Annotated in this window: 46 protein-coding genes; 2 read left to right on the forward strand and 44 right to left on the reverse strand. The window is 44.3% G+C overall.

Annotated elements, in window-relative coordinates; translation table 11 throughout:
- Positions 1–5: 5 nt before the first annotated feature.
- From AC3WTP_RS08940 to AC3WTP_RS09145, 42 genes are all read right to left on the reverse strand, one after another.
- On the reverse strand, positions 6–1,184 hold the full coding sequence (locus AC3WTP_RS08940) for a phage portal protein (RefSeq protein ID WP_492394489.1): 1,179 nt from the start codon (positions 1,182–1,184) through the stop codon (positions 6–8).
- A gap of 44 nt (positions 1,185–1,228) precedes the next feature.
- Entirely contained in the window at positions 1,229–2,974 is a 1,746-nt protein-coding gene (locus AC3WTP_RS08945) for a terminase large subunit (RefSeq protein ID WP_492394257.1), read from the reverse strand.
- On the reverse strand, positions 2,946–3,263 hold the full coding sequence (locus AC3WTP_RS08950) for a P27 family phage terminase small subunit (protein WP_492394258.1): 318 nt from the start codon (positions 3,261–3,263) through the stop codon (positions 2,946–2,948). Before AC3WTP_RS08950 ends, AC3WTP_RS08945 begins: the two co-directional genes overlap by 29 nt.
- 230 nt (positions 3,264–3,493) lie before the next feature.
- The gene (locus AC3WTP_RS08955; RefSeq protein ID WP_492394259.1) at positions 3,494–3,859 is read right to left on the reverse strand and encodes an HNH endonuclease; all 366 of its coding nucleotides are present in this window, start codon (positions 3,857–3,859) and stop codon (positions 3,494–3,496) included.
- A gap of 81 nt (positions 3,860–3,940) precedes the next feature.
- On the reverse strand, positions 3,941–4,264 hold the full coding sequence (locus AC3WTP_RS08960) for a hypothetical protein (RefSeq protein WP_492394260.1): 324 nt from the start codon (positions 4,262–4,264) through the stop codon (positions 3,941–3,943).
- Positions 4,245–4,445, reverse strand: a complete 201-nt coding sequence (locus tag AC3WTP_RS08965) for a hypothetical protein (protein WP_492394261.1) — start codon at positions 4,443–4,445, stop codon at positions 4,245–4,247. Before AC3WTP_RS08965 ends, AC3WTP_RS08960 begins: the two co-directional genes overlap by 20 nt.
- A gap of 78 nt (positions 4,446–4,523) precedes the next feature.
- Positions 4,524–4,877: a hypothetical protein gene (locus AC3WTP_RS08970; protein ID WP_492394262.1), complete on the reverse strand. Its 354-nt coding sequence runs from the start codon at positions 4,875–4,877 to the stop codon at positions 4,524–4,526.
- A gap of 33 nt (positions 4,878–4,910) precedes the next feature.
- Positions 4,911–5,153 (reverse strand): hypothetical protein, encoded by a 243-nt coding sequence (locus AC3WTP_RS08975; protein WP_492394263.1) that lies wholly within the window; start codon positions 5,151–5,153, stop codon positions 4,911–4,913.
- A gap of 54 nt (positions 5,154–5,207) precedes the next feature.
- A complete protein-coding gene (locus tag AC3WTP_RS08980; protein WP_492394264.1) occupies positions 5,208–5,384 on the reverse strand; it encodes a hypothetical protein in 177 nt (58 codons plus the stop codon).
- A 136-nt stretch (positions 5,385–5,520) separates the two neighbouring features.
- A complete protein-coding gene (locus tag AC3WTP_RS08985; RefSeq protein ID WP_492394265.1) occupies positions 5,521–6,105 on the reverse strand; it encodes a sigma factor-like helix-turn-helix DNA-binding protein in 585 nt (194 codons plus the stop codon).
- Positions 6,106–6,109: 4 nt separating this feature from the next.
- Positions 6,110–6,571, reverse strand: coding sequence for a hypothetical protein (locus AC3WTP_RS08990; protein ID WP_492394266.1), 462 nt, complete (start codon positions 6,569–6,571; stop codon positions 6,110–6,112).
- Entirely contained in the window at positions 6,555–6,986 is a 432-nt protein-coding gene (locus AC3WTP_RS08995; protein WP_492394267.1) for a YopX family protein, read from the reverse strand. Before AC3WTP_RS08995 ends, AC3WTP_RS08990 begins: the two co-directional genes overlap by 17 nt.
- Positions 6,983–7,261, reverse strand: a complete 279-nt coding sequence (locus tag AC3WTP_RS09000; RefSeq protein WP_492394268.1) for a hypothetical protein — start codon at positions 7,259–7,261, stop codon at positions 6,983–6,985. Before AC3WTP_RS09000 ends, AC3WTP_RS08995 begins: the two co-directional genes overlap by 4 nt.
- The gene (locus AC3WTP_RS09005; RefSeq protein ID WP_492394269.1) at positions 7,258–7,650 is read right to left on the reverse strand and encodes a hypothetical protein; all 393 of its coding nucleotides are present in this window, start codon (positions 7,648–7,650) and stop codon (positions 7,258–7,260) included. The genes AC3WTP_RS09000 and AC3WTP_RS09005 overlap by 4 nt, the downstream gene beginning before the upstream one ends.
- A complete protein-coding gene (locus AC3WTP_RS09010) occupies positions 7,647–7,841 on the reverse strand; it encodes a hypothetical protein (RefSeq protein ID WP_492394270.1) in 195 nt (64 codons plus the stop codon). The genes AC3WTP_RS09005 and AC3WTP_RS09010 overlap by 4 nt, the downstream gene beginning before the upstream one ends.
- Complete coding sequence (locus tag AC3WTP_RS09015) at positions 7,838–8,143, reverse strand: hypothetical protein (protein ID WP_492394271.1); 306 nt, start codon at positions 8,141–8,143, stop codon at positions 7,838–7,840. The genes AC3WTP_RS09010 and AC3WTP_RS09015 overlap by 4 nt, the downstream gene beginning before the upstream one ends.
- 142 nt (positions 8,144–8,285) lie before the next feature.
- Positions 8,286–8,714 carry a hypothetical protein gene (locus tag AC3WTP_RS09020; RefSeq protein ID WP_492394272.1) on the reverse strand — a complete coding sequence of 143 codons (429 nt, stop codon included), beginning with the start codon at positions 8,712–8,714 and terminating at the stop codon, positions 8,286–8,288.
- Positions 8,698–8,928: a hypothetical protein gene (locus AC3WTP_RS09025; protein WP_492394273.1), complete on the reverse strand. Its 231-nt coding sequence runs from the start codon at positions 8,926–8,928 to the stop codon at positions 8,698–8,700. Before AC3WTP_RS09025 ends, AC3WTP_RS09020 begins: the two co-directional genes overlap by 17 nt.
- A 233-nt stretch (positions 8,929–9,161) precedes the next feature.
- Positions 9,162–9,485 (reverse strand): hypothetical protein, encoded by a 324-nt coding sequence (locus AC3WTP_RS09030; protein WP_492394274.1) that lies wholly within the window; start codon positions 9,483–9,485, stop codon positions 9,162–9,164.
- A gap of 30 nt (positions 9,486–9,515) precedes the next feature.
- Positions 9,516–10,175, reverse strand: coding sequence for a dUTP diphosphatase (locus tag AC3WTP_RS09035; RefSeq protein WP_492394275.1), 660 nt, complete (start codon positions 10,173–10,175; stop codon positions 9,516–9,518).
- 27 nt (positions 10,176–10,202) lie between these two features.
- Positions 10,203–10,682 (reverse strand): hypothetical protein, encoded by a 480-nt coding sequence (locus AC3WTP_RS09040; protein WP_492394276.1) that lies wholly within the window; start codon positions 10,680–10,682, stop codon positions 10,203–10,205.
- A 33-nt stretch (positions 10,683–10,715) separates the two neighbouring features.
- A complete protein-coding gene (locus tag AC3WTP_RS09045; RefSeq protein ID WP_492394277.1) occupies positions 10,716–11,522 on the reverse strand; it encodes a phosphoadenosine phosphosulfate reductase domain-containing protein in 807 nt (268 codons plus the stop codon).
- A complete protein-coding gene (locus AC3WTP_RS09050; RefSeq protein ID WP_492394278.1) occupies positions 11,519–11,899 on the reverse strand; it encodes a hypothetical protein in 381 nt (126 codons plus the stop codon). The genes AC3WTP_RS09045 and AC3WTP_RS09050 overlap by 4 nt, the downstream gene beginning before the upstream one ends.
- A gap of 33 nt (positions 11,900–11,932) precedes the next feature.
- Positions 11,933–13,099, reverse strand: coding sequence for a DNA cytosine methyltransferase (locus tag AC3WTP_RS09055; RefSeq protein ID WP_492394490.1), 1,167 nt, complete (start codon positions 13,097–13,099; stop codon positions 11,933–11,935).
- A 74-nt stretch (positions 13,100–13,173) separates the two neighbouring features.
- Entirely contained in the window at positions 13,174–13,326 is a 153-nt protein-coding gene (locus AC3WTP_RS09060; protein WP_492394279.1) for a hypothetical protein, read from the reverse strand.
- Positions 13,304–13,432 (reverse strand): hypothetical protein, encoded by a 129-nt coding sequence (locus AC3WTP_RS09065; RefSeq protein ID WP_492394280.1) that lies wholly within the window; start codon positions 13,430–13,432, stop codon positions 13,304–13,306. The genes AC3WTP_RS09060 and AC3WTP_RS09065 overlap by 23 nt, the downstream gene beginning before the upstream one ends.
- Positions 13,433–13,518: 86 nt before the next feature.
- Positions 13,519–14,040, reverse strand: a complete 522-nt coding sequence (locus AC3WTP_RS09070; protein WP_492394281.1) for a crossover junction endodeoxyribonuclease RuvC — start codon at positions 14,038–14,040, stop codon at positions 13,519–13,521.
- 14 nt (positions 14,041–14,054) lie between these two features.
- Positions 14,055–14,375: a hypothetical protein gene (locus AC3WTP_RS09075; RefSeq protein WP_492394282.1), complete on the reverse strand. Its 321-nt coding sequence runs from the start codon at positions 14,373–14,375 to the stop codon at positions 14,055–14,057.
- 314 nt (positions 14,376–14,689) lie between these two features.
- Entirely contained in the window at positions 14,690–14,842 is a 153-nt protein-coding gene (locus AC3WTP_RS09080) for a hypothetical protein (RefSeq protein ID WP_492394283.1), read from the reverse strand.
- Positions 14,843–14,998: 156 nt separating this feature from the next.
- Positions 14,999–15,817, reverse strand: coding sequence for a DnaA ATPase domain-containing protein (locus tag AC3WTP_RS09085; protein ID WP_492394284.1), 819 nt, complete (start codon positions 15,815–15,817; stop codon positions 14,999–15,001).
- A complete protein-coding gene (locus AC3WTP_RS09090) occupies positions 15,723–16,481 on the reverse strand; it encodes a hypothetical protein (protein ID WP_492394285.1) in 759 nt (252 codons plus the stop codon). The genes AC3WTP_RS09085 and AC3WTP_RS09090 overlap by 95 nt, the downstream gene beginning before the upstream one ends.
- A 9-nt stretch (positions 16,482–16,490) precedes the next feature.
- Positions 16,491–16,688, reverse strand: a complete 198-nt coding sequence (locus AC3WTP_RS09095) for a LexA family protein (RefSeq protein WP_492394286.1) — start codon at positions 16,686–16,688, stop codon at positions 16,491–16,493.
- 9 nt (positions 16,689–16,697) lie between these two features.
- Positions 16,698–17,087, reverse strand: coding sequence for a hypothetical protein (locus AC3WTP_RS09100; protein ID WP_492394287.1), 390 nt, complete (start codon positions 17,085–17,087; stop codon positions 16,698–16,700).
- Positions 17,084–17,482, reverse strand: a complete 399-nt coding sequence (locus AC3WTP_RS09105; RefSeq protein ID WP_492394491.1) for a hypothetical protein — start codon at positions 17,480–17,482, stop codon at positions 17,084–17,086. The genes AC3WTP_RS09100 and AC3WTP_RS09105 overlap by 4 nt, the downstream gene beginning before the upstream one ends.
- A gap of 2 nt (positions 17,483–17,484) precedes the next feature.
- Positions 17,485–17,913 carry a single-stranded DNA-binding protein gene (gene ssb / locus AC3WTP_RS09110; protein WP_492394288.1) on the reverse strand — a complete coding sequence of 143 codons (429 nt, stop codon included), beginning with the start codon at positions 17,911–17,913 and terminating at the stop codon, positions 17,485–17,487.
- Positions 17,903–18,550: an ERF family protein gene (locus AC3WTP_RS09115; protein WP_492394289.1), complete on the reverse strand. Its 648-nt coding sequence runs from the start codon at positions 18,548–18,550 to the stop codon at positions 17,903–17,905. Before AC3WTP_RS09115 ends, ssb begins: the two co-directional genes overlap by 11 nt.
- On the reverse strand, positions 18,547–19,032 hold the full coding sequence (locus AC3WTP_RS09120) for a siphovirus Gp157 family protein (RefSeq protein WP_492394290.1): 486 nt from the start codon (positions 19,030–19,032) through the stop codon (positions 18,547–18,549). The genes AC3WTP_RS09115 and AC3WTP_RS09120 overlap by 4 nt, the downstream gene beginning before the upstream one ends.
- 90 nt (positions 19,033–19,122) lie before the next feature.
- The gene (locus AC3WTP_RS09125) at positions 19,123–19,281 is read right to left on the reverse strand and encodes a YjzJ family protein (RefSeq protein WP_492394492.1); all 159 of its coding nucleotides are present in this window, start codon (positions 19,279–19,281) and stop codon (positions 19,123–19,125) included.
- Positions 19,253–19,429: a hypothetical protein gene (locus AC3WTP_RS09130; RefSeq protein WP_492394291.1), complete on the reverse strand. Its 177-nt coding sequence runs from the start codon at positions 19,427–19,429 to the stop codon at positions 19,253–19,255. The genes AC3WTP_RS09125 and AC3WTP_RS09130 overlap by 29 nt, the downstream gene beginning before the upstream one ends.
- Entirely contained in the window at positions 19,426–19,572 is a 147-nt protein-coding gene (locus AC3WTP_RS09135) for a hypothetical protein (RefSeq protein ID WP_492394292.1), read from the reverse strand. The genes AC3WTP_RS09130 and AC3WTP_RS09135 overlap by 4 nt, the downstream gene beginning before the upstream one ends.
- Complete coding sequence (locus AC3WTP_RS09140; RefSeq protein ID WP_492394293.1) at positions 19,569–19,733, reverse strand: hypothetical protein; 165 nt, start codon at positions 19,731–19,733, stop codon at positions 19,569–19,571. The genes AC3WTP_RS09135 and AC3WTP_RS09140 overlap by 4 nt, the downstream gene beginning before the upstream one ends.
- A complete protein-coding gene (locus AC3WTP_RS09145) occupies positions 19,730–19,891 on the reverse strand; it encodes a hypothetical protein (RefSeq protein ID WP_492394294.1) in 162 nt (53 codons plus the stop codon). The genes AC3WTP_RS09140 and AC3WTP_RS09145 overlap by 4 nt, the downstream gene beginning before the upstream one ends.
- Positions 19,892–19,985: 94 nt before the next feature.
- Between AC3WTP_RS09145 and AC3WTP_RS09150 the strand changes: the two genes are divergently transcribed.
- Positions 19,986–20,189 carry a GTPase-activating protein gene (locus tag AC3WTP_RS09150; protein WP_492394295.1) on the forward strand — a complete coding sequence of 68 codons (204 nt, stop codon included), beginning with the start codon at positions 19,986–19,988 and terminating at the stop codon, positions 20,187–20,189.
- A gap of 148 nt (positions 20,190–20,337) precedes the next feature.
- Here AC3WTP_RS09150 and AC3WTP_RS09155 read toward each other — a convergent pair whose 3' ends face one another.
- Complete coding sequence (locus AC3WTP_RS09155; RefSeq protein ID WP_492394296.1) at positions 20,338–21,156, reverse strand: phage antirepressor; 819 nt, start codon at positions 21,154–21,156, stop codon at positions 20,338–20,340.
- A 171-nt stretch (positions 21,157–21,327) separates the two neighbouring features.
- Positions 21,328–21,597, reverse strand: coding sequence for an XRE family transcriptional regulator (locus AC3WTP_RS09160; protein WP_492394297.1), 270 nt, complete (start codon positions 21,595–21,597; stop codon positions 21,328–21,330).
- Between the two features lie 168 nt (positions 21,598–21,765).
- Here AC3WTP_RS09160 and AC3WTP_RS09165 point away from each other — a divergent pair, with 168 nt between their 5' ends.
- On the forward strand, positions 21,766–22,629 hold the full coding sequence (locus AC3WTP_RS09165) for a LexA family protein (protein WP_492394298.1): 864 nt from the start codon (positions 21,766–21,768) through the stop codon (positions 22,627–22,629).
- The last annotated feature ends 15 nt before the right edge of the window (positions 22,630–22,644 follow it).

Consider the following 22,644-nt stretch of genomic DNA (forward strand, 5'->3'; position numbering starts at 1 on the left):
AGAACTTATTCGGTTTTGTCACTCGTTTTCACCCCCTTCCTCTGCGATGGATCCATATCTATCGGGTACAAGTCACCGCTTACCCAAAGCTTAGATGCGTTTCCTCCAACTGGTGGCTCATCCTCTAATCGTCTAACATCGTCTTGCGACAACCATCCACTCCTGATAGACGCTTGATAATACGCTGTTCTTGAAGCTGTATCTCCGCGCAGAAGTCCGCCAAGGCTGAATTTGAAGTAATAACCTTGCTTTCGTTCCGCCGCGTTCAGAAGTTTTCTGTTAAACTCCTGCTCGTACTGACGAACAATAGGTGTAAGAGTCATCTGAACGAATTGAATCATCATTTGCTCGTTAGATGAATACCCCTGCCCTTCCGTGTCGTTTAAGAATGAAACCGGCACATTGAAAACATTGGCCACTCGAGAGCGCGTGATACGCTCGGAAGCAAGCGTGTCTGATGCAAAGTATTTCTTGTCGATTTCATCAATTTCAACACCGGGCTCTTGAAATAAAATGCCGCCGTTTTCTTGATAAAACCTTTTGAAGTCATCGATAATTTTCTGTCGTTTCTCGTTATCAACGTTTTGGCCGTATTTCAGTATGAAACTGTCCTTCTTCTCCATTTCAGAGAGAGAAAATTCCTGTACAGCCTTATCGTACTTCAATGTGTTTTCAAGAACTGATAAAGGGCTAATCCCCTTCCACCTTGACGGACCAGTAATATGCTTGACGTGGATCATGTTCATGTTGTGAACATAAGTCGTCTTGTCCAATAGGCGAACTTCGTACCACAGCGATCCGTCATCTGCATTAATTAACGGCGACACGTAGTTTGTATCGATCGGGACCAGTGACTCGACTTGCATTCTTATATCGCGAACAATTAATGCATATCCGTTACCTGTCTCATTTCTGGAGACTTCGAGTTTATTAATCAATTCGAATCCCGACATATTTTCATTAGGCGCATTAGTGATCACATCATATGTTCCGTTGGTAACCGCATCATGCACTTTGTACAATTTCAACGGTAATGATGACAGCGTGTTTGCAAGGCGAGAAATAACGCTGAATATGGTCTCGTTTGTGGCTAATTTCGAGTTATCAATCCCGAAAAACTTACGCCCAAACCATGATGAAAAGTCGAATCCTTCTCCTCGCCAAGCATCAAGCGCCGCTTTCATTGAAGCCTTAACTTTGCTTGTCCATTTCAATCCCTCACCTCCCCTCATTGTCTGAATAGATCGTTAACCGAAATAAATTCAACGTTGCCATCACCTGCAGGCTTAACAAATTTCTTCATAACCTCGGTGTGAGCATTTAAAAAGGCCGCAAAACCGTCTATTTTACGGTAGCGACCTATCTTTGTTGGTAATTTGTTGCGGTTCCTGTCCTCAACCATCTTCACGTTATTCACATACCATCGGAATAACCGGTTGTTGTTGAATATTATATTACCATCCAAGAAACGTTCTTTCACATCATCGACCGCAGGACCAAGTGTGAGATAACCTTGCCGCACAACTTCCATATTAAAGCCTTTAGCAGTTAGTGATTCTACTAAACCAGTAGCCTTCGCAGGGTCAAAAGCAATCTTTTCGATGATAAATTTCTTGGATTGTTTCTCGAACCACTCTCCAACAAGTTCTTTTCGAATATATTCATCCTTTACAATGGTCAGCAATCCTAAATCTTCATACTCTCGATACGGGATCTTCTCGTTCTCGAGTAACACTTTTTTGTATGGGACCCATGAATGAGAAAGTACAATAACTTCTCCCGTCTCGATTATCGGAAACTCAAGACAAGCGCTTGTGAAGTCCTCTGTATCAGATAAGTCAAAACCACCAACACACGGAATATAAACTAGGTCATCATAGTTCCATTCCTTGTTGTTCTTCTTTAGAGTTTCGAAGTCCAAAAACGACTCTTCGGAACTGTTGACGAACGTGTTGAAACGTTTTGTAATGAAGTCGTTTCGTTCGGACGGCGTGCGCTTGGCCTTCTCCCAATCCTCGATCATGTCAGAAAGTTTGATTGAAACACCCATGTTCGGATTAGCTTTAACCCACATCTCTGGTATTTCAAATTCTGACTCATCGTCAAGCTCGGCCAAGTAATAGAATGTGCGCTCGTCAGTGATCACGCCGCTCAGAACGTCAGTTCCTTGCTCATAGTAATTAACCAGCGGACCGTCTAACTGGTACCCAGCGGTGGTAATGTAAATAAGTAATGGCTGATCCCTTGAACCTCGTGAGTTCTTGATGACGTTGATGAGCTTGTAATCCTTGTACTCATGAATCTCGTCAAATACCCCGATATGAGTATTTAAACCATCTAGCTTCTCAGAGTCGGAAGCTTGCGGTTCGATCTTCGAGAATGTTTTGTCGAAATGGATAGCATCCCGCAGCGGCCTAAACCGTTTCTTCAATTTTGGTGAAGAATTGATCATCGCTTTCGCTTCATCGAAGAGCAGCCGTGCTTGCTTCATAGAGTTGGCTAGAAGTGGAATGTCAGCTCCATTTTCACCATCTTTGCTAACTCCGTATAGCGAAACACCAGATATCTTGGTTGTTTTCCCGTTCTTACGACCAACAAAAATAAGGCCCTCTTTAAAGCGCCTTAGTCTCGTATCTTTATGAACCCATCCGAATAAGCTGCCCAACACAAAGTGTTGCCATGGCTGCAGGATGAGTTGTTTGAAGTTACCTTTAGATGGTTTGCAATACTTCTCGATAAACTGAATTGGTCTATGTCCTAATTCGGCATCAAAGACATAAGGGAATTCATTGGTCCCTTGCCGCTTAATATCATTTAAATGACGTTCGCAAGCCAGTGTAACCTTTTTGCTTGCAATAATTGTTCCTTTAACAACCTGCTCAGCGTACCAAGTAGCCAATAAATCATTTGAGGGCTTAGCTAGTACATGGATGATGCCAGTTGATTTAGAAGTCGTCAAAGTCGTCTCCGTCATCTTCACTCACAACCTTTTTACGCTGAGCAGGCGTTAGGCCTAATGACTTCAACAAGTTATTAAGCGTTTGAACCGTCTTGGTTAACTCGATCGAAAGGGGGTTCTTCACTAAATTTGTGGCCCCAGCTTTATTTGTGTACTCATACATCAGATCAGACTTATCAATTTCCTTTTTCAACTTCCGATAGAAAGCATGTGTCTCAACGTACAACTGAATAAGTTGATCGTCGGATGATTGATAAGAATCGCCTAAGTATTCTCTTATCGCTTTTGCTGTTGGTGCTGCCATTTTCGCTTTACCCCCCTTTCATGAAAATTTTATCCGCGTGGAAAACGAAGGGCCCACGCCGGTCCCTAGCTGTTAATCGTTTTATTTCAGAGGCAGGGGGGGCTACTTCACTTTGAACCTCCATCGTTTACCCATCCACAAGTAAGTAACTTCACAGTCGGCAAACCCCGAATTTGTAACTAATATCCTCTGTGGTATCAATGTAAAAAGGATTCGAAGTGTTCTATCCATTACCACACCTCCACATTTGGTTTCGTCATGATCACCAACGACTTTCGTTTCTTCTCTGGTTCCCGTTTACCTGAACCCTTCTCAGGGTGTTCCTTGTTGTGGCACGTTGGACAGATGCTCTCTAGGTTGTCCTCATCTAACGCAAGCTCTGGATAGTCCTCTAGAGGTTTGATGTGATGGACTGTATTGGCTGTTGTAATGCGTTGACTCTTAAGGCAAGGTTGACACAGGTAGTGATCTCTCTTCAGTACTACCTCTCTACACTTCAACCATGCCGAGCTTTTGTAGAATGCCTTGGCTTCTTTGTTGCGTTTGTATTTGTCGTATGATCTATTGCTCAGTCGCTTGTCCACACATTCCGTCATTACATTCACCACAATGCAATGATGGGTATCGCAGCACCAATGACAGCCCCTAACCACGCCCATGGACTTCTGATGTAGTATCTAACGATATCCTTCATTATCGCTTCCTCCCTCGATCCGTTCCCGCAGCGCATCCATCTTCTCTTTGATCTGCAACTGTGTCTTCCGCTCCAACTTTGCTGTTACCTTGTGATCCGCATTCTGATTAACAAACCTCTTCTGAATGTTCCTAATCTTCTGCTGCAGCTTTCGTATCTCTTCGTCGGTATAGAAGGCTACATACTCATGACCACAGTTTTGGCAAATGAAGTACACCTTCTCAATGCCGTCTGCAAGTTGTGCCTGATCGAAGTCATTGATAGTGATCTGCTGTTTGCATCCTGCATTACATGTGGTCTGTATCATGCCGTTCACCATCCACGCTATTTCCTGCTAGGATCTCAATAGCCTTTAGTCTTACTTCATCACTGACATGCTGACCTAAGTAAGCTATGGCTTCAGTTGCTCGTTTGAATACGTCTGTATCTTGGATGTTTACATTGACCGTCAAGTTGCTTACGTTACACACCTTGCTATCTCCTCCCATGTCGTCGCTCCTTCCTAATCCTTGGTTCTTGTCCTGATCTACCGGTTGTTTTCTTAATGAGCCATTTGATTAGTCTCATCAGTGCACACCTCTAAGTTCGATTATCTTATTACCAAGTTGGTGGTAAAGAAGACTTTTCCACGCTTCCATTTTGTGAACAGGCACTACATCGGCGATGATTATTGAGTTGTGTATTTCTCGTACATCCGGTCTGGAATTGTAATCAAGATATCTGATTCCTTTTTCCTCGCACTCTCTCTTACAATGATGTCCTGATAGGATGACTACTTGCTTATCATTCTCTGCGATCCTTTGTGCAGCAGTAGTAGCCCCTTCCATTCTCCTGTAGTAAATAACATGCCGCTGATCATCATCACCAATTGCTACCCTGATCCGTTCCTCTATCGTGAGTGGTTGCGAAAGTTCTCTCACCTGTATCATCCTTTCTAGGCAAAATAAAAACGCCTACTCAGCGTTCATTTGGTTCAACAATTTACAAAGCTGGTCTTTAACTGACTTCTTATAATCAATGATTCCGTTACAGCACACAAGATCAGCTGCCTTAATTTCTAATTCAAATCTACTTTCCGAGTTAGCATTAATGATCAAGACTTCTATATTACACGAACTTAACTCTGTGAAAACGACCTCGCTGTCGCCCATAATCTTCACATGGTTGTTTGTGATCTGCTCGATAATGATGTGCATACTGTTCCTCCTCACAAATAAAAAAGCCACTCGTTTAGAGTGACTTAATATTGATCATTTATTTTCTTGATCCCTGATTCTCTTAACTGCTTCAAAGGCAACAGTCAATGCCGTGTCCTCATTAGGGCACTTCTCCAAGAATACCTCTTTGTTGTCTTCTTTCCTAGTAACGCGCGCAAACCATTCATGGTTTCTCCACGCCGTCCCAGGAGCGTACGTATACTTATCCAATTTTTCCACCTCCTTCTCATCATCTTACATTAGCGGGTAATTATCATCAATGTAAATACCGCCCCCGAAGGAGCGGCTATAAGGAAGGAGGAGAAACAAGCTCTCATATATAGATGGCGCTTGTATGGGGAGAATTTTAGATGAAATCGAATAGGTCCGCTTGGTTAATATGATGCCGTAGCTTAGTATCAGCCGAATCGATATACCACTGTACTGACGCTCGCTCAATCTCTAATAGCTTGGACACTTCTGCATATGTTAGTCCGTTGCCTCTTATCATTTCGTAACATTCTCTTTCTCGCGGACTCAGTTGCTCTAATGCGAACTCTATCCTGTCTCGATCTCTGTCTGGCACCTGCACGTTGCTGCCGCTTGATGTATTACGTAAGTATGATTGCATGATAAGTGGATCTACTGGCCGTTCCCGTTGATACGCTGCTCGCCGCTCGATCCCTCGTTTGTTACCTGGACGTTTACCTGTCTCCAGCCACTCAATTATATATTCCATATCCGACCTCATGGACCCGATCAGCTTCATGTCTGTCTCGAGCTGCGCAATTTCAGCCTCTATATCATCTCTGTCCCATGTTGTGATGAGAGTAAGCTTTGCCATGAGTTGTAGCTGCTGTTCTCTCTTGCTGTCCCTCAGTTGCTTCAGCGCATCATATTCCTTATTGAGCATTCGTCTCGTATCTTTGTACTGTTCCTTTAAGTCTTCCATGCCATCACCCCTGTTGAGCGCGCACCATGCTCATTACTTCGTTTTCTATGTCTATACCCTCATTTAGCATCAATGCTGCTTCTAACAGCGCCTCGGCTTCGTCTGCGCGCTTCTTCTCACGATTAGCCTCCACTGCCAATGAATGACGCATACTCTTTTCACGCTGCCAATCACATGTAAGACTTGCTACTTGCTCTCTTAGTCTCTTAACCTCTTGTAGCCAGTGTGGGAGAGCTGTGCGAGCGTTTATCATAAACTTTATGTCTTCTTCGCATGGTTCGGTTCCTGCTATTGGATAGTAAGTTGTTTCGTTACCGAACCAGCACACATCCATGCCTTCTCCATCAATGACACTACCCAAATCTCTATGTTCCTTATTACCATCGTTCCATTTCCACGGACCTTTTGATGCTGTATCACACATGTCCCAGTCTTCTTGCCAGTTACGTTCAGCCGTTTGCTCCATCTGTATCTTCTCCTTTCAGGAGGAATGAATCGAACCCGATTACTTCAATATCATCACAATCTTTCAAGTGCATAGAGTGGCTTGCCTTCTCGCCATAAGCGCCAACAACACTTTCCCATTTGACTATGAAGCAACCTTTTTCAAAGCGAACAACTCCGGTGTATTCATTATTGAATTTCTGAAACTTTACTTTGTCATGTTCATATATATCTTTACCGTTACGATCAGACAATTCTGCGAATTGCCCAACTGTTTCAGGTCTCACTGCATAAGCAAATGGAGCCCCAGCAGCGTTGGAGATATAGTGGCCAGCTTTATTACCAGTGCTTCTCAAATCTTTATGCAAAATAGCTAGATTTCCATAAAACCAACGGCCTTTTAAATCCATACCACAAAACTTAATATCTCTACTCATCCCCTAAGCCCTCCATTGTTGCTCTCCCTGATCTCACGCAGTCTATCTTGTATTTCATGTATTTGATTCATGGCATGACGTATATCATTCATGAGGTCCTCAGGAGGCTCCTTAACATTTTCTAAGACTGTAAGACCCCACGATAACTTATGTGTTGCATCACCTATGTGCACTAGTGATTGGTACATATAATCGTTCAATACACCCATTTGCTTGAACTGTTCATAATTAGGTTGGTGTGCTGCATAACTTCCAAAATCCGCTTGTTTACTCATCCCCTACAACTCCCTTCAAACCACTTTATTTTTCTTTCGTCTTTCTTCTTGTACCCATCGAAATCTATAAGCTTACCATGTCTAGTTGAGAGATCAATGTCACCATTCACTAATTCTTTCATTCTTTCGTCAATGTCTTCTTGTGTCTCATAACCTTTGCTAAACACTCTGTCATCAGGAGCACACCAACACTCTGCAAAATTCACTATTGTGTATAAGAATGAGTCAAAGTGCGGTCTAGTAGCTATCAAGTAATCTGCATTTATCGCTTTAATCTCAAACCCCTGTTTTTTATTAGGGAAATATATTTTGTCTCCAACATCCAGTTGGCTTAACTCGAAAGATAACTCAAAGTGTCCTTGGTTTGGTGCCTTTCCATACTTGTTCATTCCCCTGTACCTCCTGACTCCCTTATCAATTCGCACTCTCCCTGTCTTACCAGATACAATCCACTAGGTCCGTAAGGGATGTAATATCCTTCCTTGTCAACTCTTTTCACATCGAAAATACGTCCGATTAGGTGAGATATGTCTCCATCTTCTTTATACTTTGGGTCGTTTGCTGTGATTCTGATTTTCATACTGTCCCCTCCCCTTGAAGTGTTAGGATAGCTGCTATGGTGATCTGACGCGGTTTTGCTTTGAGCAACGTGGCAATACCTTCATACGTAAGACCCTCTGACCAGTCATCGTCTCCGCATATGACATTATCCAAGCTTCTTGCATAAGCCTCGCCATTATCTATTAAAACAAGTGTCTGAAGCACATTAGCATCCTTGCTGTATCTGATCGGCATTAAATCATGGTACTTTATAAGTTGTCTCGCCTTACGCTCTAACGTTTCATCCGTCATCTGTTCCAACTGCTTACGTGTATAGGTCATGACTATCTATCCCTTCTGTTAGCACTAATAACAAGACAAACAATAGCTGCGAGAAGCATTGTAGCCATACCAAGAAAATAAAATGATATATACATTGACCATTCATAACCGATGTATTTTTCAAACAAAGTTATCACCTCGTTTACTCATCCCTTAAGCACTCCCCTTTTATGCGTTGTATGGCTTCACTGGCCTTGCTCCATGGTTTAGGAGAAGTAATAGCTTGGACCATACCACGACCAAAAACGGAATATGAATACGCTGCAGTCCAATTGGATTGATCTGCGTAATGCACAAGAGTGTTCACCGCATCATCTAGCTGTGACTTCAGTAGTTCATTCTCTTCCCTTAGCTCATTCCGTTCACATCTTGCTTCATCACCCTCGGTAGAGATTCCGTACACACTATCTCTGCTCGCCTGTAATTTTTTCTTTAGCCGATCTACTTCCTGCCATGCTGCTGTCATCTCATCAATGACTTCCTCAAGCTCGTTTTTGAGATATGTTTCTTCGTCTATGGCATTTTCAGCTCTATCTGTTATTTCTCTTAGCCGATCATACGTTAACTTCAACCTGTTCAGCCTCCTTAAATCCGAGCATAATCACACGCTCTCCAGTATGCTTACCTGTGACAACGAACCCAACGACTTGTATGATCTCACCGACCATTCGCAATGTCTCCACACCGTTTTTATGGATGGACTTTGCCAAGTCACCAACCATCCCGTATTCTATCTTCACTACTTTATAACCGCCGTCTTTTAGCAACACCATTATGTTCATCATCCCGTTATCCCCCTTAGAAACTCCGTTAACTTATCGCCGCATTCTTTGCATAATTCATATTTCGTCTCCCAGCCTCCGTACGGGTCTGGATTGCATCTAATTAATTTAATTAACTTAGCTCTCTTCCGTTTCTGTACTACTAACTTGTGGTCGTCCAATTCTTTCCCGCACCTATCACACACACGCCTGCTGATTGTAGCCATTGTTATCCCCCTTAGAGGGCCCGAAGGCCCTTAATCTACCATGCGAAACGCCATTGCATCCCAACCACGTTCAGTGAGCTGCTTCACCATCACAGTGACCGCTGTATAACGTTTATCTCCTTGCCCTCCACACGTTGGAGTTATCATGTAGCCCTGTCCGATCCATTCACGCTTACCGTGGCAGTACAGTCCAGCCTCTTGAATCGCCTTTAGAACCTTGATTTCCTGCTGGCGTGGAATGCGTAGGAACACCGAATCCAAGTTTGCTGATCCTCCATCACTTACTGCCTCTGCTGCCGCCTCTGCTGCTTTATTAGCTTCGCGCAAATCCGTTATGAGCTTCTGCCAATCCATCTTTCTTCCCCCTTAAGGGCCCGAAGGCCCTTAATATCCGTTTGACTGCCGCTCGTGGTTAACCTTGTTCTTTTCCATGTATGCTGCCTTTATCTGTCTCCATGTGAGATCGAATCGCTCCAGTCCCAACTTTATGAATATCGTCCATGCAATGAGCAATGGATCTTCTTTACGCTCTGGCTTTAGGGATACTGCACCGATTTTGTTAATTAGCTTAGTTATAGCTTTTGATGTATCTGTGCCTAATTCAGGTAGTCTATATGAATCCAGTTTTCTCGCTGATAATCCGATCTGTCTAGCTATGCTCAAGAAGAAGTGAAGGCAGTCAACGTATTCTTCAAGCAATGGATTCCTGAAACCGAGTTTTCCCGTGGCATTACAGTCAGCGCAAGGCTCAAATCCATAACTGTCTCGTCCCTCACTCAACTCTTGCATGCTTGCTTCCCAATTTTCGTCACTTGTACCGTTACAGGTAGAACACATAACTTCGACTTTTGTTCGTGGCTGCTGATCATTACTCCAATGCTTAAATCCCCGCCATTCGTTCGCCAACTCCGCGATCTCAACCTGTAGCGCCAGCACTGTGTTCGGCAGCAGGTCTTTTCCTTGCAGCCCCTTCTCTTCGATGATCCGCGCATCCAACACCTTCTGCATTTCATATAGCTGTTCAAGTGTGATTTCCTGATTCATATCTATCTCTCCCTTGCCCGTAGGCGGTTAATTGATCTCTTCCACAATCTTGTAAAACTCGCTCGCCTTTATTTCGATAAAACCTTCAGGCGTCTCGTCTGCTGATGGATCAATGGAACAATACAGCGTGCCGTTGTGGTCAAACAATCTACTTCTGTATTTGCCGCCAAATGACTTGAAGTAAAGGATGACCATTGGTTTCCTTAGTACTTTTAAGTCAGCATCTTCCAGAGTTTTTACCCATGACTTGCCGATCTTGGACGATGCTTTAAACTTGCATAGACCGTCGTTGATTGGGTTACATAAAGAAGGTAGGAATTTCACCGAGTCCTTTTCAGTAGGTACGATATAAATCTCATCATCCGACACGTAATATTCGTTCGATTCGATGCCTACCTGCTCGCTGAATAGCTTGTACGCCTCGTTTACCTTTTTGCGGCTATCCTTATACTCAAACCAATCTTTGTGAAGGTTGCTTACCTCTGTGACGATAAAGTATCTTTCCATCTGTATATCTCCCCCTATGGGCTGTGCCCTTGATTAAATGTTAAGTGGCGTATCATACTCATGGTTCCAAACGATTTGATAACCACTAAATCCTTTGATCCTACTCTCGTAGAACCGTCCAATCTCCATAGCATCTTCTACCCATGGGCACTCTCTTAAGTCATCTTCCCATTGTCGATGTATAAGGTCGTCCAGTTCTTGCGAGTAAATAAGTTTCTGAGGTTCTACCCCGTACATCCGAGCTAGTTCTTCATTTTCCTGTTCTGCCTGTTTCACTCTCTCATAAAGCTTCATTCTAGCCTTGACAGTAAATGTACCTTTTCCATACTCCAAAACCTTGCCGTCACGCATTCTCCCAGCCTTGTTTCGCGGGCTTTTGTACATTTCGATCATCATGTTTCTTAAAGCGACATAAGGTTGCAACCACGGATTATGTTTAGCAAATTCCTGAGAGCTTTTATCTATCGACACTACCGGGCAAATGATGCAACCTGTTCTGGCTCCACACGGGTCATCGTTCTTTTCTCCTGCCCCAGCCTTGCGCTGTCGCAATCCACATTCGCCGGTCGCTTCTTTGTAGAGCTGTCCTAACTTCTCTGCGTCTCCCCAAGCCATTCCCTCATGTACCAGATAGCTCCATACATCATCCAGTGTGAAGTTCACGATCGGCATAAACTCGGTATCCGAAAAGAACTCTGAAACCTGTCTGTTTTTGATGTTGTTTCGTCTTTCAGCAGATTCGCTTAATCTAACTCCAGTAACGGTTATAGATGGTTCAATAGCCTTATGTTCCTTTTGAGATGGTTCAATCTTTAATCGCTCTGTACACCATCGATTCATCCTGCTTTTCGGTAATGGGACCCTCTGCCCACTGTCAAGTACATAAAGCTTTTTTCGATCGGTGCCGATACCTCTGCAAGCTTGATTGGTAGTCTTTGATCATTCACAAGACGCTGTATCTTTGTCAGTTCAGATTGCTTCAATGGATCAGTAACAAAATCTAGGTGTGTTTGAGCTGTTGTAATGTATATATCCCTGTTTAGAGCATCGGGCTTGTATCGTTTAAGCTGCATTAATGATCTAATGACTATATCAAGCGCCACTGTTGAATCTTTTCCTCCGCTGTAAGCCACAACCCACGGACCCGGCTTACTTTCGTCTGTGTAAGCCTTAAGAGTCTCCGCTATGGAGATCAGTCGCTTTTGCTTATAGTCCACTTGATGCCACCTCCTATGATCTCTTGCACTCTATCAACTCCTTGTTGTGCCCTTGATTAAATCATCAATCTGTTTTATCGCTGCTAGAAACGGATATATCTGTACAGGATTAACTGCGTTACCCAGCGCCTTCAGCCTTCCTACACGATCCTTTATGCCGATTGCTACTCTAGGTGGCTCCCACTCGTACTGTTCTTGTCCTAGGGCTGCTGGCCATCTATATCCGTCCAACCAATCGGAAAGCCCATCAAGCTTTCTACCCAATATGGATTCAATTGACCGCTCTTCTCCGATGCGCACATTGATAGATTCACTTGCTTGCCCATCTCTACTCTGCGTTTGATTGATGGATTTGAAAGGTTCCCACGATCTCGATTGTCGGATGCTTGTGGAGTTGGCCACATTTTTACTATTGTTGCTAAATCTAAACTGTGACTGCCTCCACTCAAACATTCTCTTCTGCCTGTTTCCGTTAGCTTCACATTCTCCCGAGCTGTCGTTTCTGATGCTGTCGGTGTTGGCCATAACTTCACTGCATCGTTCAAATTCTGACTCCATCCTTGGTTCTGTTTCCGTTCCTGTCGCGGCGATTCTGGATTGTCTCCACTGCGGTAATCCCTCGCCTGTGTGGTCGGCCACATTTTCATTACATTCGGATCTACTTGCCCCCTTAGATTCGCAGGTTTCGTCCGTCCCTTCCTGCTCGTCGTGGCTTGTCTTATCAATGCTTCTTCTGATCTCTGCCCCATATGATCCATCGTGTTCGGTGTAGCCCAGAATGAAGACTCTGTCTCGTCTATGTGGGGCACCGACGGCTGCAGACGGAATAACAATCGCTTCGCAGGCGTAGCCGATGCTTTCCAAGTCAGCAAGCACAATGTCGAGCCCCAAAGTGATGTGCCCAGCAACGTTTTCACCAAGGAACCAACGTGGTCGGATCTCTTCCAAGAGTCGCTTAACTTCTGGCCAGAGGTGACGGTCGTCTTCCTCGCCTCTTCGCTTCCCGGCATGACTGAAAGGCTGGCAAGGGTATCCGGCTGAAATAATGTCAATTGTTCGATCTGCTGTGATGATGCCATCTCTTTCTAGCACCTCCCGCGTTAAAGTACATACATCGTCGTATATAGGAACCTCAGGCCAGTGTTTACGCAACACCTTTTGTGGAAATGGTTCACGCTCACAGAATGCCATTGTCTCCATCCCAGCCCAATGAGCTGCTAAGTCAATTCCGCCTATGCCGCTAAATAGGCTGAGTTTACGCACTCTATCAACTCCTAATCCCCGATTCCCGGCTGTTTGTCCGTTACTTCTACCTCGCCGATCGCTTCTGTATTAGTGCACCAGCACTCTGGACATGGCGGCTCATCTACATCGCTTTTTCTGATAAACTCTTCCCAACACTCTTCACACTTCCACTTGATCCACATCTTCATCTTCCTCCCATCTGTTTCTTCCGCAGTGCGGGCAGTCGTGGTCTCCTACTTCATCATCCGGTTCACGCCAGCTTGTCTTGCAATATGGGCAGTGTGCCATGATTAGCACCCCAATCTTTGTATTTATAAGCACATATGTTCTATTTCAGGGTTGTAAAGGGTTACTCCAGTATGTGTTTTACTTGGTTATGCTTGTTTTTTCTTCTTCGCTTTCGGCGCTGGCGGCTTTAATATCGTGTCGATCACATCGCGCTGGTAGGCCGTGTTTGCTGTTTTCATCCGGATTGCTCGAGCGATCTGAGCCAGGACATAAGCGTCTCGTACATTGTCGCTGCCGTGTTCATATCCCCATTGCTTGTAGATGTGTACGGCAAGCTCGTCCTTCTTTGCGTTACCTTTGCCGCCTGCGAACTTCTTGAGCGCTGCCGGTGCTACTTCGTTGTATCGTATGCTTCTGGATGCCATGTCCATACGAATGCCCCAACCTATTCCTCCTAGTAAGAATCCACTTTGTGAAGCGAATCCGAATCCCTCTATGCATACAAGATCGTTTGTTTCGAGCATGTCCATTGTGGAGGCTATAATCTCCATCATTCTGTGAGGATCTTCGCCTGTTGCTGTGATCTCAATCGCGTCGATCACATTGCCGTTTTCGTCTATGATGCATACTCCTGTTTTGGTGCTTGGATCTATCCCTACAAATCTCATACCCTCTAAACCTCCTATTTTCGCTTCTGCGGCGTTTTATCATTCGGTCGATAAATGTATGCTAGACGATCTGTTTCACGTCTCATGGCGGCATCTAGCTGTCTCCTTGCTTGCTGTTTGTATGTCTCCCTGTGGTTGGCGACATATTCTACTAGCTCCCAGAACATTTCAGTGTAAAACTCAATCACTAATTCTCTTGGTACTCGATCTGCTGCCGCGCAATCCATCGCTTGAACGAGTCGATAATCTAGCACGCTTGCGTCTTGGATCAAACTATTTTCCCAACTAGCCCATGACTCGTTGAGTGACTTCTCGTGCCGTCCGTATTTGCTCATCTCAACATACGCGCCTTTCCGCTCGGGGTGAGATGACGGATCATGTTGTAAGCAACTCTCTCCGGACTTGTGGTGAGTCGCTTGTAGTAATTGATATGTTCGATTTTTATCTCAGCGTGGTGTATTTTACATACTGGTACCGTTGCCCAGCTCCTTTTCGCATCTCGATTGCATCCTGGTACTTTGCATTTCATTCCGGTCAACTCCTATCCGATTAAAAAGTTCTCTTCCTGCTGCTCGCTTATCTTCTTCCGAAGCCGTTTCATCGTAAATGACAATGTGACATAACTGCAGTGTTGTTGCTTCGGCCCAATTCATCGTTTCTTCCTCTGCTTGTTCTTGCCTACTCCTGGGAGCGGAACGGCTGTAACCCTCTTGCCGTCCACACTACGGAACGGCTTAATCTTGTCCATCCGTTCACGTTCTTCTTCTGTCATCTGCCGCGTTTCCACCGGTCCCGACTTCATGCTTTCGTTTTCTCGCCATATCTCTGTTTGGGATAGGCTGCTTCGCAAATATGATCATGACTTCTTAGCTCCTTTCCGACACTCACATGGAGCGAATGTTGCCATTGATCCGATCTGTTTGATTACAACGCCGCTGCCTCCGCAGTTACACATGGTTTAATCCTCCCTTAACCTGTAATTTAGTTCGATAGTACCTTTTATAGTCATCGTGTGTCCCTTGCACATCTCTTTCATCCGGCTGCCTACCGCCTCGTCGTACTCGCACATCTCCAAGAAAGTGCGCTCCGAACTGATCAAGATAGGCAGGTTATTTAAGTATCGATAGTTTATAATTGCGAATGCTTGCTTGATCTCAAATGGAGTGGGCTTGTTATGCTTGTCTACGCCCTTCCACATGTCGTCGATGAATAACACTTCCGCTTGCTGTAAACGCCGTATGCGCTCGTCTAGGCTGTCTAAATCGCTTTTTATTTCGTTCATGCCTTCTACCCAAGGGAAGTACACAACTCCAATACCTTTTGACAACATGTTGTTAGCTACTGCCATAAGCAGATGTGTCTTGCCGCATCCTGGACGCCCTAGTAACGCGACGCTGTTGTGTCTGTCTTTCTTGATATCTTTGAACTTGATCACGTACTCATATGCTGCCTCATACGCTGCCTGCACAAGTTCATGCACGCTATCTTTATCAAAGTTTCTAAACGTCCTTTTCCTAAACTCGTCCGTGATTTGAGATGATTTCGCTAGCCGCTGCATGTTCTTCTCTTTCACACAATCACAATCGATCCATACGTCCGTTTGATATTCGATGCCGTTATAAACTTGAGTGTCCTTGTGAGAGAAGATCTTTTCTTGGTCCTTACACTTTTGGCAGGTATAGTTAGCTCCTTCCTGCTTTCCCGAGGTGGGCGAACTCGCTCTCGCTGCTTCTATCTTCCGGAGAAGCTCCCCAAGTGTCCCCTTTAGACCTTCCACGCTTCTCATCTCCTTCCACTGCTTCTACAACCCACCTTGTTATAGCGAGATAGTCACTCGTGTAATCTTTGCCCTCGCTTATCTTGTAGTCATTAAGTCTCTTAATAATCCGAGAGGTTTTCTCTTCTCCGTGTTTTTTAATCAACTCATCATATTGCTTGGTTGTCAGAAAAACAGAGGTGGCGTATGCCTTCTTTTCTTCTTTAGTCTTTTTAATCTTCTTATCATTCTTTACATTCTTATCATTCTTGTTTGTATCCAGCGGCTGTTTACTTTCTAATCCATCGACTGTTACTTTAGTGTCGTCATCACCCTGATAAATGTCCCATTTCACTAGGGAAATAGCTGTATACTTTCTGTTACCTGTATCAACGGTTATCATGCCTTCTTTTTCGAGCCAATCGATCACCGCCGACACCGTTTTTACGTTTGGCTCTCTAAGCACTCCACGCTCGTACCAAGATACCCCTTGAGCTATATTTCTGAGAGAAGTAAGGTGCTGCCCAGGAGACAATTTAAGCTTTGATCCATCCCTCATCGGGATTATGTTCTCTTCGTGGTTTGCCATGTATTTAAGGTATTGCCATATGCGATGGTAGAGCGGAGGCATCGACCAGATATCTCCCTCCATCTCTTGCCGATAGTCTTTAATCCACCCTTTCATATCACACACCTACTTAGTTGATAATGCTCTTGGACTAAATTCCTTTCGATTGATAAGTCCCTTCTTTTCCATCCGAACTAGATGACCATGCACTGTACTAGGAGATGATAGTCCCACTCCTGCCGCTATCTCTCTAACCGTAGGTGCATACCAATGTTCGGTTCTGAAAGCATTGATATAGTTCAATATTTCATCTGATCGTTTCATGACTTCACCTCATTCATAAGGCCAATAGTTTCGTCCTTCGCCGTTCGCATAATATTCAATAAGTTCAGCTTGCTTCTGCTGCTTCCACTCTCGTCCAACTCCCGTTTCATCCGCAAATTGATGACATGTTCCGGTCTGAGTTTTAGGACCACACAGATTGGATATATTCCACGGTACGCGTCCAGAGCCGTATTGAGAGGCATTATCTAAATGTGCCTTCTCGAAGCGGTAGGAAGGACGTGAGCAGCCGCAGCGCTCACATACAATGTAGTCCGTTCTTTCTGCGGCTCTCCTGTCAACTTCGTTGCGTACTCGGTCCGATATTTTTGTGTGTTGCCCGCGCTTTGGCTTGTTTCGTCGATGCACGGGCTTGCTCACTGGATTAAACGGTAATGTCATCCTCCACCAACTCCGATGTTAATATCTATCCTAAGTCGCAAACGTAGCTCATGCAGATGCTCAGTGAGCGAAGCAAATTCATTCCGCCATAGTTGCATGCGTTCATATGCTTCAGCTTCCTGCTCACGTAGATCCATTGTTGCGAGCTCCGCATGCGCTGTCTTGTCACCTTTACCAGCAGCCGCCTTGACCGCTGTGAAGGTGTTCTTGCGCTCTGCATACTTGCGCTTATACTGACCATCCATGTGAGCCGAGACGCGGCCCATGAGCGTGTGTACTTGGGTTAGCAATGTAATACGCTCCATGAGCCCTCCGACCGTCTCAGTGTCGTATTTATCCGCTTCAATGCGTAGTCGCTTAATGTCCGCTATATAAGCTGGTATCTGATCTTTCATGGTCAAAATGGTAAATCATCATCATTAATGTTGACTGGCTTCCAATCACCGGCGAACGGGTCTCGTTTATTCCCAGCCTGCTCTCCGTGTGGATCAGGCTCTTCAGCAGTTGTTTGATTACGTTCCAAGAAGCGCACGTTATCAGCAATTACCTCTGTGACATAGACTCGATAACCTTCACTGTTTTCGTAATTTCTAACTTGGATACGGCCTTCCACCGCTACCAATCTCCCTTTGCGAAGGAAATTTGCACAATTCTCCGCTGTCTGTCGCCATGTCACCACTGGGATGAAGTCAGCCTCTCTTTTACCGCCATTATTAAACGGACGATCAACTGCTAAAGTGAAATTTGTAACAGCATTACCCTCTGGGGTATATCTAAGCTCAGGGTCCTTCGTTAAGTGACCAATAAGGATCACTCTATTTAGCATGTTCTTTCTCCTTTTCAGCCGACTCTAGTCGTTTGCACAATGTGTCATATTGCTGCTTGGTCAAATCCTCTGCTTGAGTCTTGTTGTACTCCTTCATAATGACTTTCTTAACATCTACCATGCTTATTCCTTTACTGCTTGCAATTGCATAAAGGCGCTTAACTTGTGCTTCAGATAACTTGCGTGCATCAGCTTTATATTCGACTTCGTTCCCGGCAACGCCATTCGCATCATCATCTTTCTCGGTTGCAATCCCTAGCATTGCCGACAAAGAATAACGTTTCATGTAAGTGATCTGCCCGCCTAGATCCTGCATGCTCGAAGCAGCTGGCACACGTAGAGATTCGGACTTTACCCACTCTCCCGACTCATGCAAGAGCATTGTTTCAACGGCCACGAACAACGACCCGTTATCTTCAAACGATGTGTGAGCGTTCTGCACTACTGAAATCTTATTTTCACGGTACACAACTTTGATCGCTTCAAATATACCGTCTAGGTCTGTATAGGAAAATTCATATGAGCCACCCGTTTTAGTGCGAACAGTGACATTGGTATTATGTTTCGGCGTTTCGATTGCGCCCCATGCTGCAGCCAATGCTTTGGCTATCTCATGATTGTACTCAGAAAAGATCATCGAATCATCAGCCCACTTTCGCCCTGTACAATTGCAATACCTGGCACGTTAGCACCCGCCTTAATCGCATCCATCACAGCTTTCTTATCAACTGTAGGTTCGGCTTGCTTAACGTACTCAGATGGAACAGCTGGCATATTCATTACCTCCACTCGATCCCGCGGCTTAGTAATCGAAACGCTGAATAGTGGGCTCTTATGCTTGTCCATTCCAACACGTAGCATGCCGCCTTTCATTGCATCCTTTATACGCTTAACGTTGTTCTCGATCATCGTCTTCCGCTGTGCAAGGCGTGTTGCTTCTGCTGCCACTGCCTCAGCTTCCGCTTCCAACGTGCGGACTACTTTGCAGTATCCATCTAACTTATCTCCGATCGCGCCTTCCAAGCCGTCAAGCATGGAGCCATAGTCCACACCTTCGCCTCCATCCTGTGCCAGCTCCAGTAAATCATTGTACTGTTCAGTCAGATCATACAAACGCATACTATTGATTCCTCCCGATAATGTGGTATAATGCCGTTAACAAATTGATTAAGTTTATTTCTTAGCTGCGGCTCCTACCCCGCGGCTAAATTACTTTCTATGGCTGTTTAACTCAAGATAGCGGCGGTACTGTTGCTCGCTTTCGAATACAAACATTTCCTTCTTGCCAACTCGCTTTATCACCCCGCCAGCTTTCGATAGCCGCCACTGGTCGAAACGGTCAGCGCTGAATGCAATTCGATATGGCATTCTCACGTTCTTCCCTCCAGTCCCACACTCGTTTTACAATCACGTTCTCAACTACTGCAGCTTCCTCCATGCAATGGAAGCAATGCGGCTCCTTATGTTCGTATACTGCCCACTCTGCCAGCCGTCCGCATCCGCAACGTTCTGTCATGACCACGATCTCCCGTAATACTCTCGCTCCAGTTGTGCAATCTCACTGCTTAACCAGTCGTATGCTGCATCCAACAAACTGGTTGTATTTCGCATGCGGCGTAAATCTTGTAGTCGTTTGCGAACAATCTGCTTGTCCATCATCTCAACCCGTCCTCTCCCAATAGCTTTATTTGTGCTTCTTCCAACTTCTCCAGCACCATACCGATAGTGATAGCTACAGTAGATCCAAAAGGCAACATACGCTTTATGCCGTGCAATCCTCTGATGATGTACTTTAGCTTGCGTGCAGCTTCGGTGTTCATGTCAGCACATCCCCGCGCACTCGGCTGCCGGCTGCAAACAGCTTGTCCAGTCTAACAACTGGCTTAACCCATTGATTCGTTGTCGTAACGTCTCCCAGCTCCTGCTGCCCACCGCGGCGGTCATACCAGTGATGCGTCGATTCTAAAAATTCGTACATTGTTATGCTCCTTTCGTCATTTTTTGACTGTTATATAGTTCCTCTTCCCTATACAATAGAGTTGTCCAGACACTATTTGGAGGGAGGTGAGACTATGTCGCAGGGTATCCTTGATGTTGCAAAAGAAATTACTCTTGCTGCAATAGATAAAGGACTTATTTACAGAGTAAATGGTAATGACAGATCTACTGCTGAAGAGCTAAACCAACTTAATGCCGAAGAAGTTGGAAAGTATTTCAAAACAATTGCTAAGAATGTGAAGGAAGCTTACAATGGAAAGTTTGATATTAACGAATAAGTTTAGCTAATGCTTCAATCAGGCTCGGTAGGCTATTATGTTTGTCTGCCGAGTCACTCTTCATTGCGAGATTGATATAGTCACATAGGTTTATGATTAGTTCATTTACTTTCTTCGTAGTTTCCATACTCATATCCATCCCCCTTTCTTAATTAGCTACCCTAACCCGATCCATTACAGGAACGATGCCGCGGCTCTTTAAAATGTCATGTATAAACAGCCGGCCCTTTTGCGTCCATCGCGTATTCATAGTTACATCTGGATCACCATTGCTGCGTCTGATATCGATTGTTTCTGACTTGGTGTATCCTTCGTCGTGATGCTGCCGATATAGGAGCCATTGCTTATTCTGTTTGTACTGCACCTTCTCTTCGTGTAGGATTTGGTTCAGAGCTTGTCCGCTCATGCCGTAGTCCTTTGCAATCTGTGTTATGGTTACGGTCCCTTTGGATTGGAGTATACAGTCAAGGTAGCTGATCTTAGGCTCGTATTCCGCTACACGCTGTTCTAGCATTAGTGCCTTGGTTTCAATCGCTTGCTTTTCCTTCTGTTCTTCTATCCATTGTTTGGCCCGTGTGATTGGATCGTCGATCATGTAGGACGGAACTCCAACTTGGTACATTCCAGTGCGGCGAATTGTTGGCAGAACCTCATTGGTAACCCAGCGCTTGAAACTCTTCGCCTTCTCTTTGATCTCTGGATTATTGCCTTGCTTAGCAGCTCCGAATATCAAACTGTATAATCCAGATTCATTAATGAATTTCTTGTTCTGCTTTCTGCCAAGGGAATCGGTGACTGTATGGATCGTGCAGTCATCATCATCCACATGATTGTCGATTGCTTTGTGCGGGTTGGAGAATGATAGTGCCGTTGCAGCTTCTGTCGCCCCGAACCATTCAACTCCATTTACAACAATCACCGGCAACTCTCCAAACTGCGCTCCTTTGACCACTTGTAATTGGTTCATATAAATCTCCTTTCACTCAAGCTGTTTTATTATTGAGTTTTGACTGTGTTTCTGCCGAATATTTGACATTAAGCTTGGAAACCAAAGCATGAAGCTTTTTCCACGCCTCTTCACTTAGTCCTGGATTGACAGGTGTATTTGGAGTAACCACACTTTCACTTCCTCTCTTCACTAACCAGCATCTTTTATTAATTGGTAAAGCTCTGGACCAATTTTCTCTATTACTGCAGCCACTCGCAATTCAACTGGATTGACACCTAAGACTTTAGCTAAAGCGAGATTTATTTCATCAGACGCAGGGTTTTTTGTTCTTCCGTGTTTGAGCATGGAGATATATGATCTGTCTACAGACACTCCATGTGATTTCAATTTGTCCGAAATCTTCTGTAATGACATTCCACTCTTTTCTATACTGGCGCACAACAACTCTGTATATTTCATTTGCTCTCCTTTCCGTGATTTTTTAATCACTAGTGACCTTATAGTCACAATATTAAACTCACTTCCACAATTCGTCAATGACCATTTAATCACATTTTCAATTTTAGTGTTGAATAAATAGTCACGACTGTGTTATCCTAAGTACATAATTAATTGAGGGGGATTCCCGTGAACTACGTTGATTTGATTAATGAATATTTCACTCAGAGCGGACTCGGACTAGGTGCAATTGCTGAAAAAATGAACAATTTAGGTGTTAAGGTCGACAGGTCTTACTTGTCTAAATTAAGAACAGGACCTAAATACCCAGCATCTGAAGAAGTTAATCGAGCTATTGCTATCGTTACTAATGGAGACCCGGACAAACTTGTATTTGCTGCATTCATGGACAAGGCTCCTGAAGTGGTAAAACAATACTTTTCTAAAATAAACGACATAAATTCATATCTCGAAAAATTCGCCGAAGCCTCAAATGATCAGAATTTAAAATACCTGCTTGGTGTTATTTCTCAGAATGAAAAACTTGAACTTTTTAAAGTAATTGCAGAAGATGCACTTGCACAGAGCAAAGAAATCGATTTCTTTATAAACACCAAAAATAGTACTTGTAGCAGCACCTTAGATCTTGAAGAATACGATCCTAGCTTATTGGTGAAGATCCCTGTTCTTGGACAAATTGCGGCTGGTATACCGATTGATTGTGTGGAAGTAATTGAAGGATACACAGCAGTTGAACATAGTATTTTGCGGGGAAGAAGAGGGTTTGCGCTTACCGTAAAAGGAGAAAGCATGATTGGAGATCGGATACACGACGGTGATACGGTCATCATTGTTCAGCAACCAGAAGTTAACCCATCAGATATTGCAGTAGTTCGTATAAATAAAGGAGAAGTGACATTAAAAAGAGTTAAGGTTCAAGATGAACTGTGCATCTTATCTCCATCTAATCCAACAATGGAACCAATGCTTGTTCCGGCAAGAGATGTGGAGATACTCGGCAAGGTTGTTGAAGTGAAGTTTTTACTTTCGTAGACGTTTTGGAGGGAG

This window comes from Paenibacillus sp. EB106-04-04-XG159 (assembly GCF_058791835.1).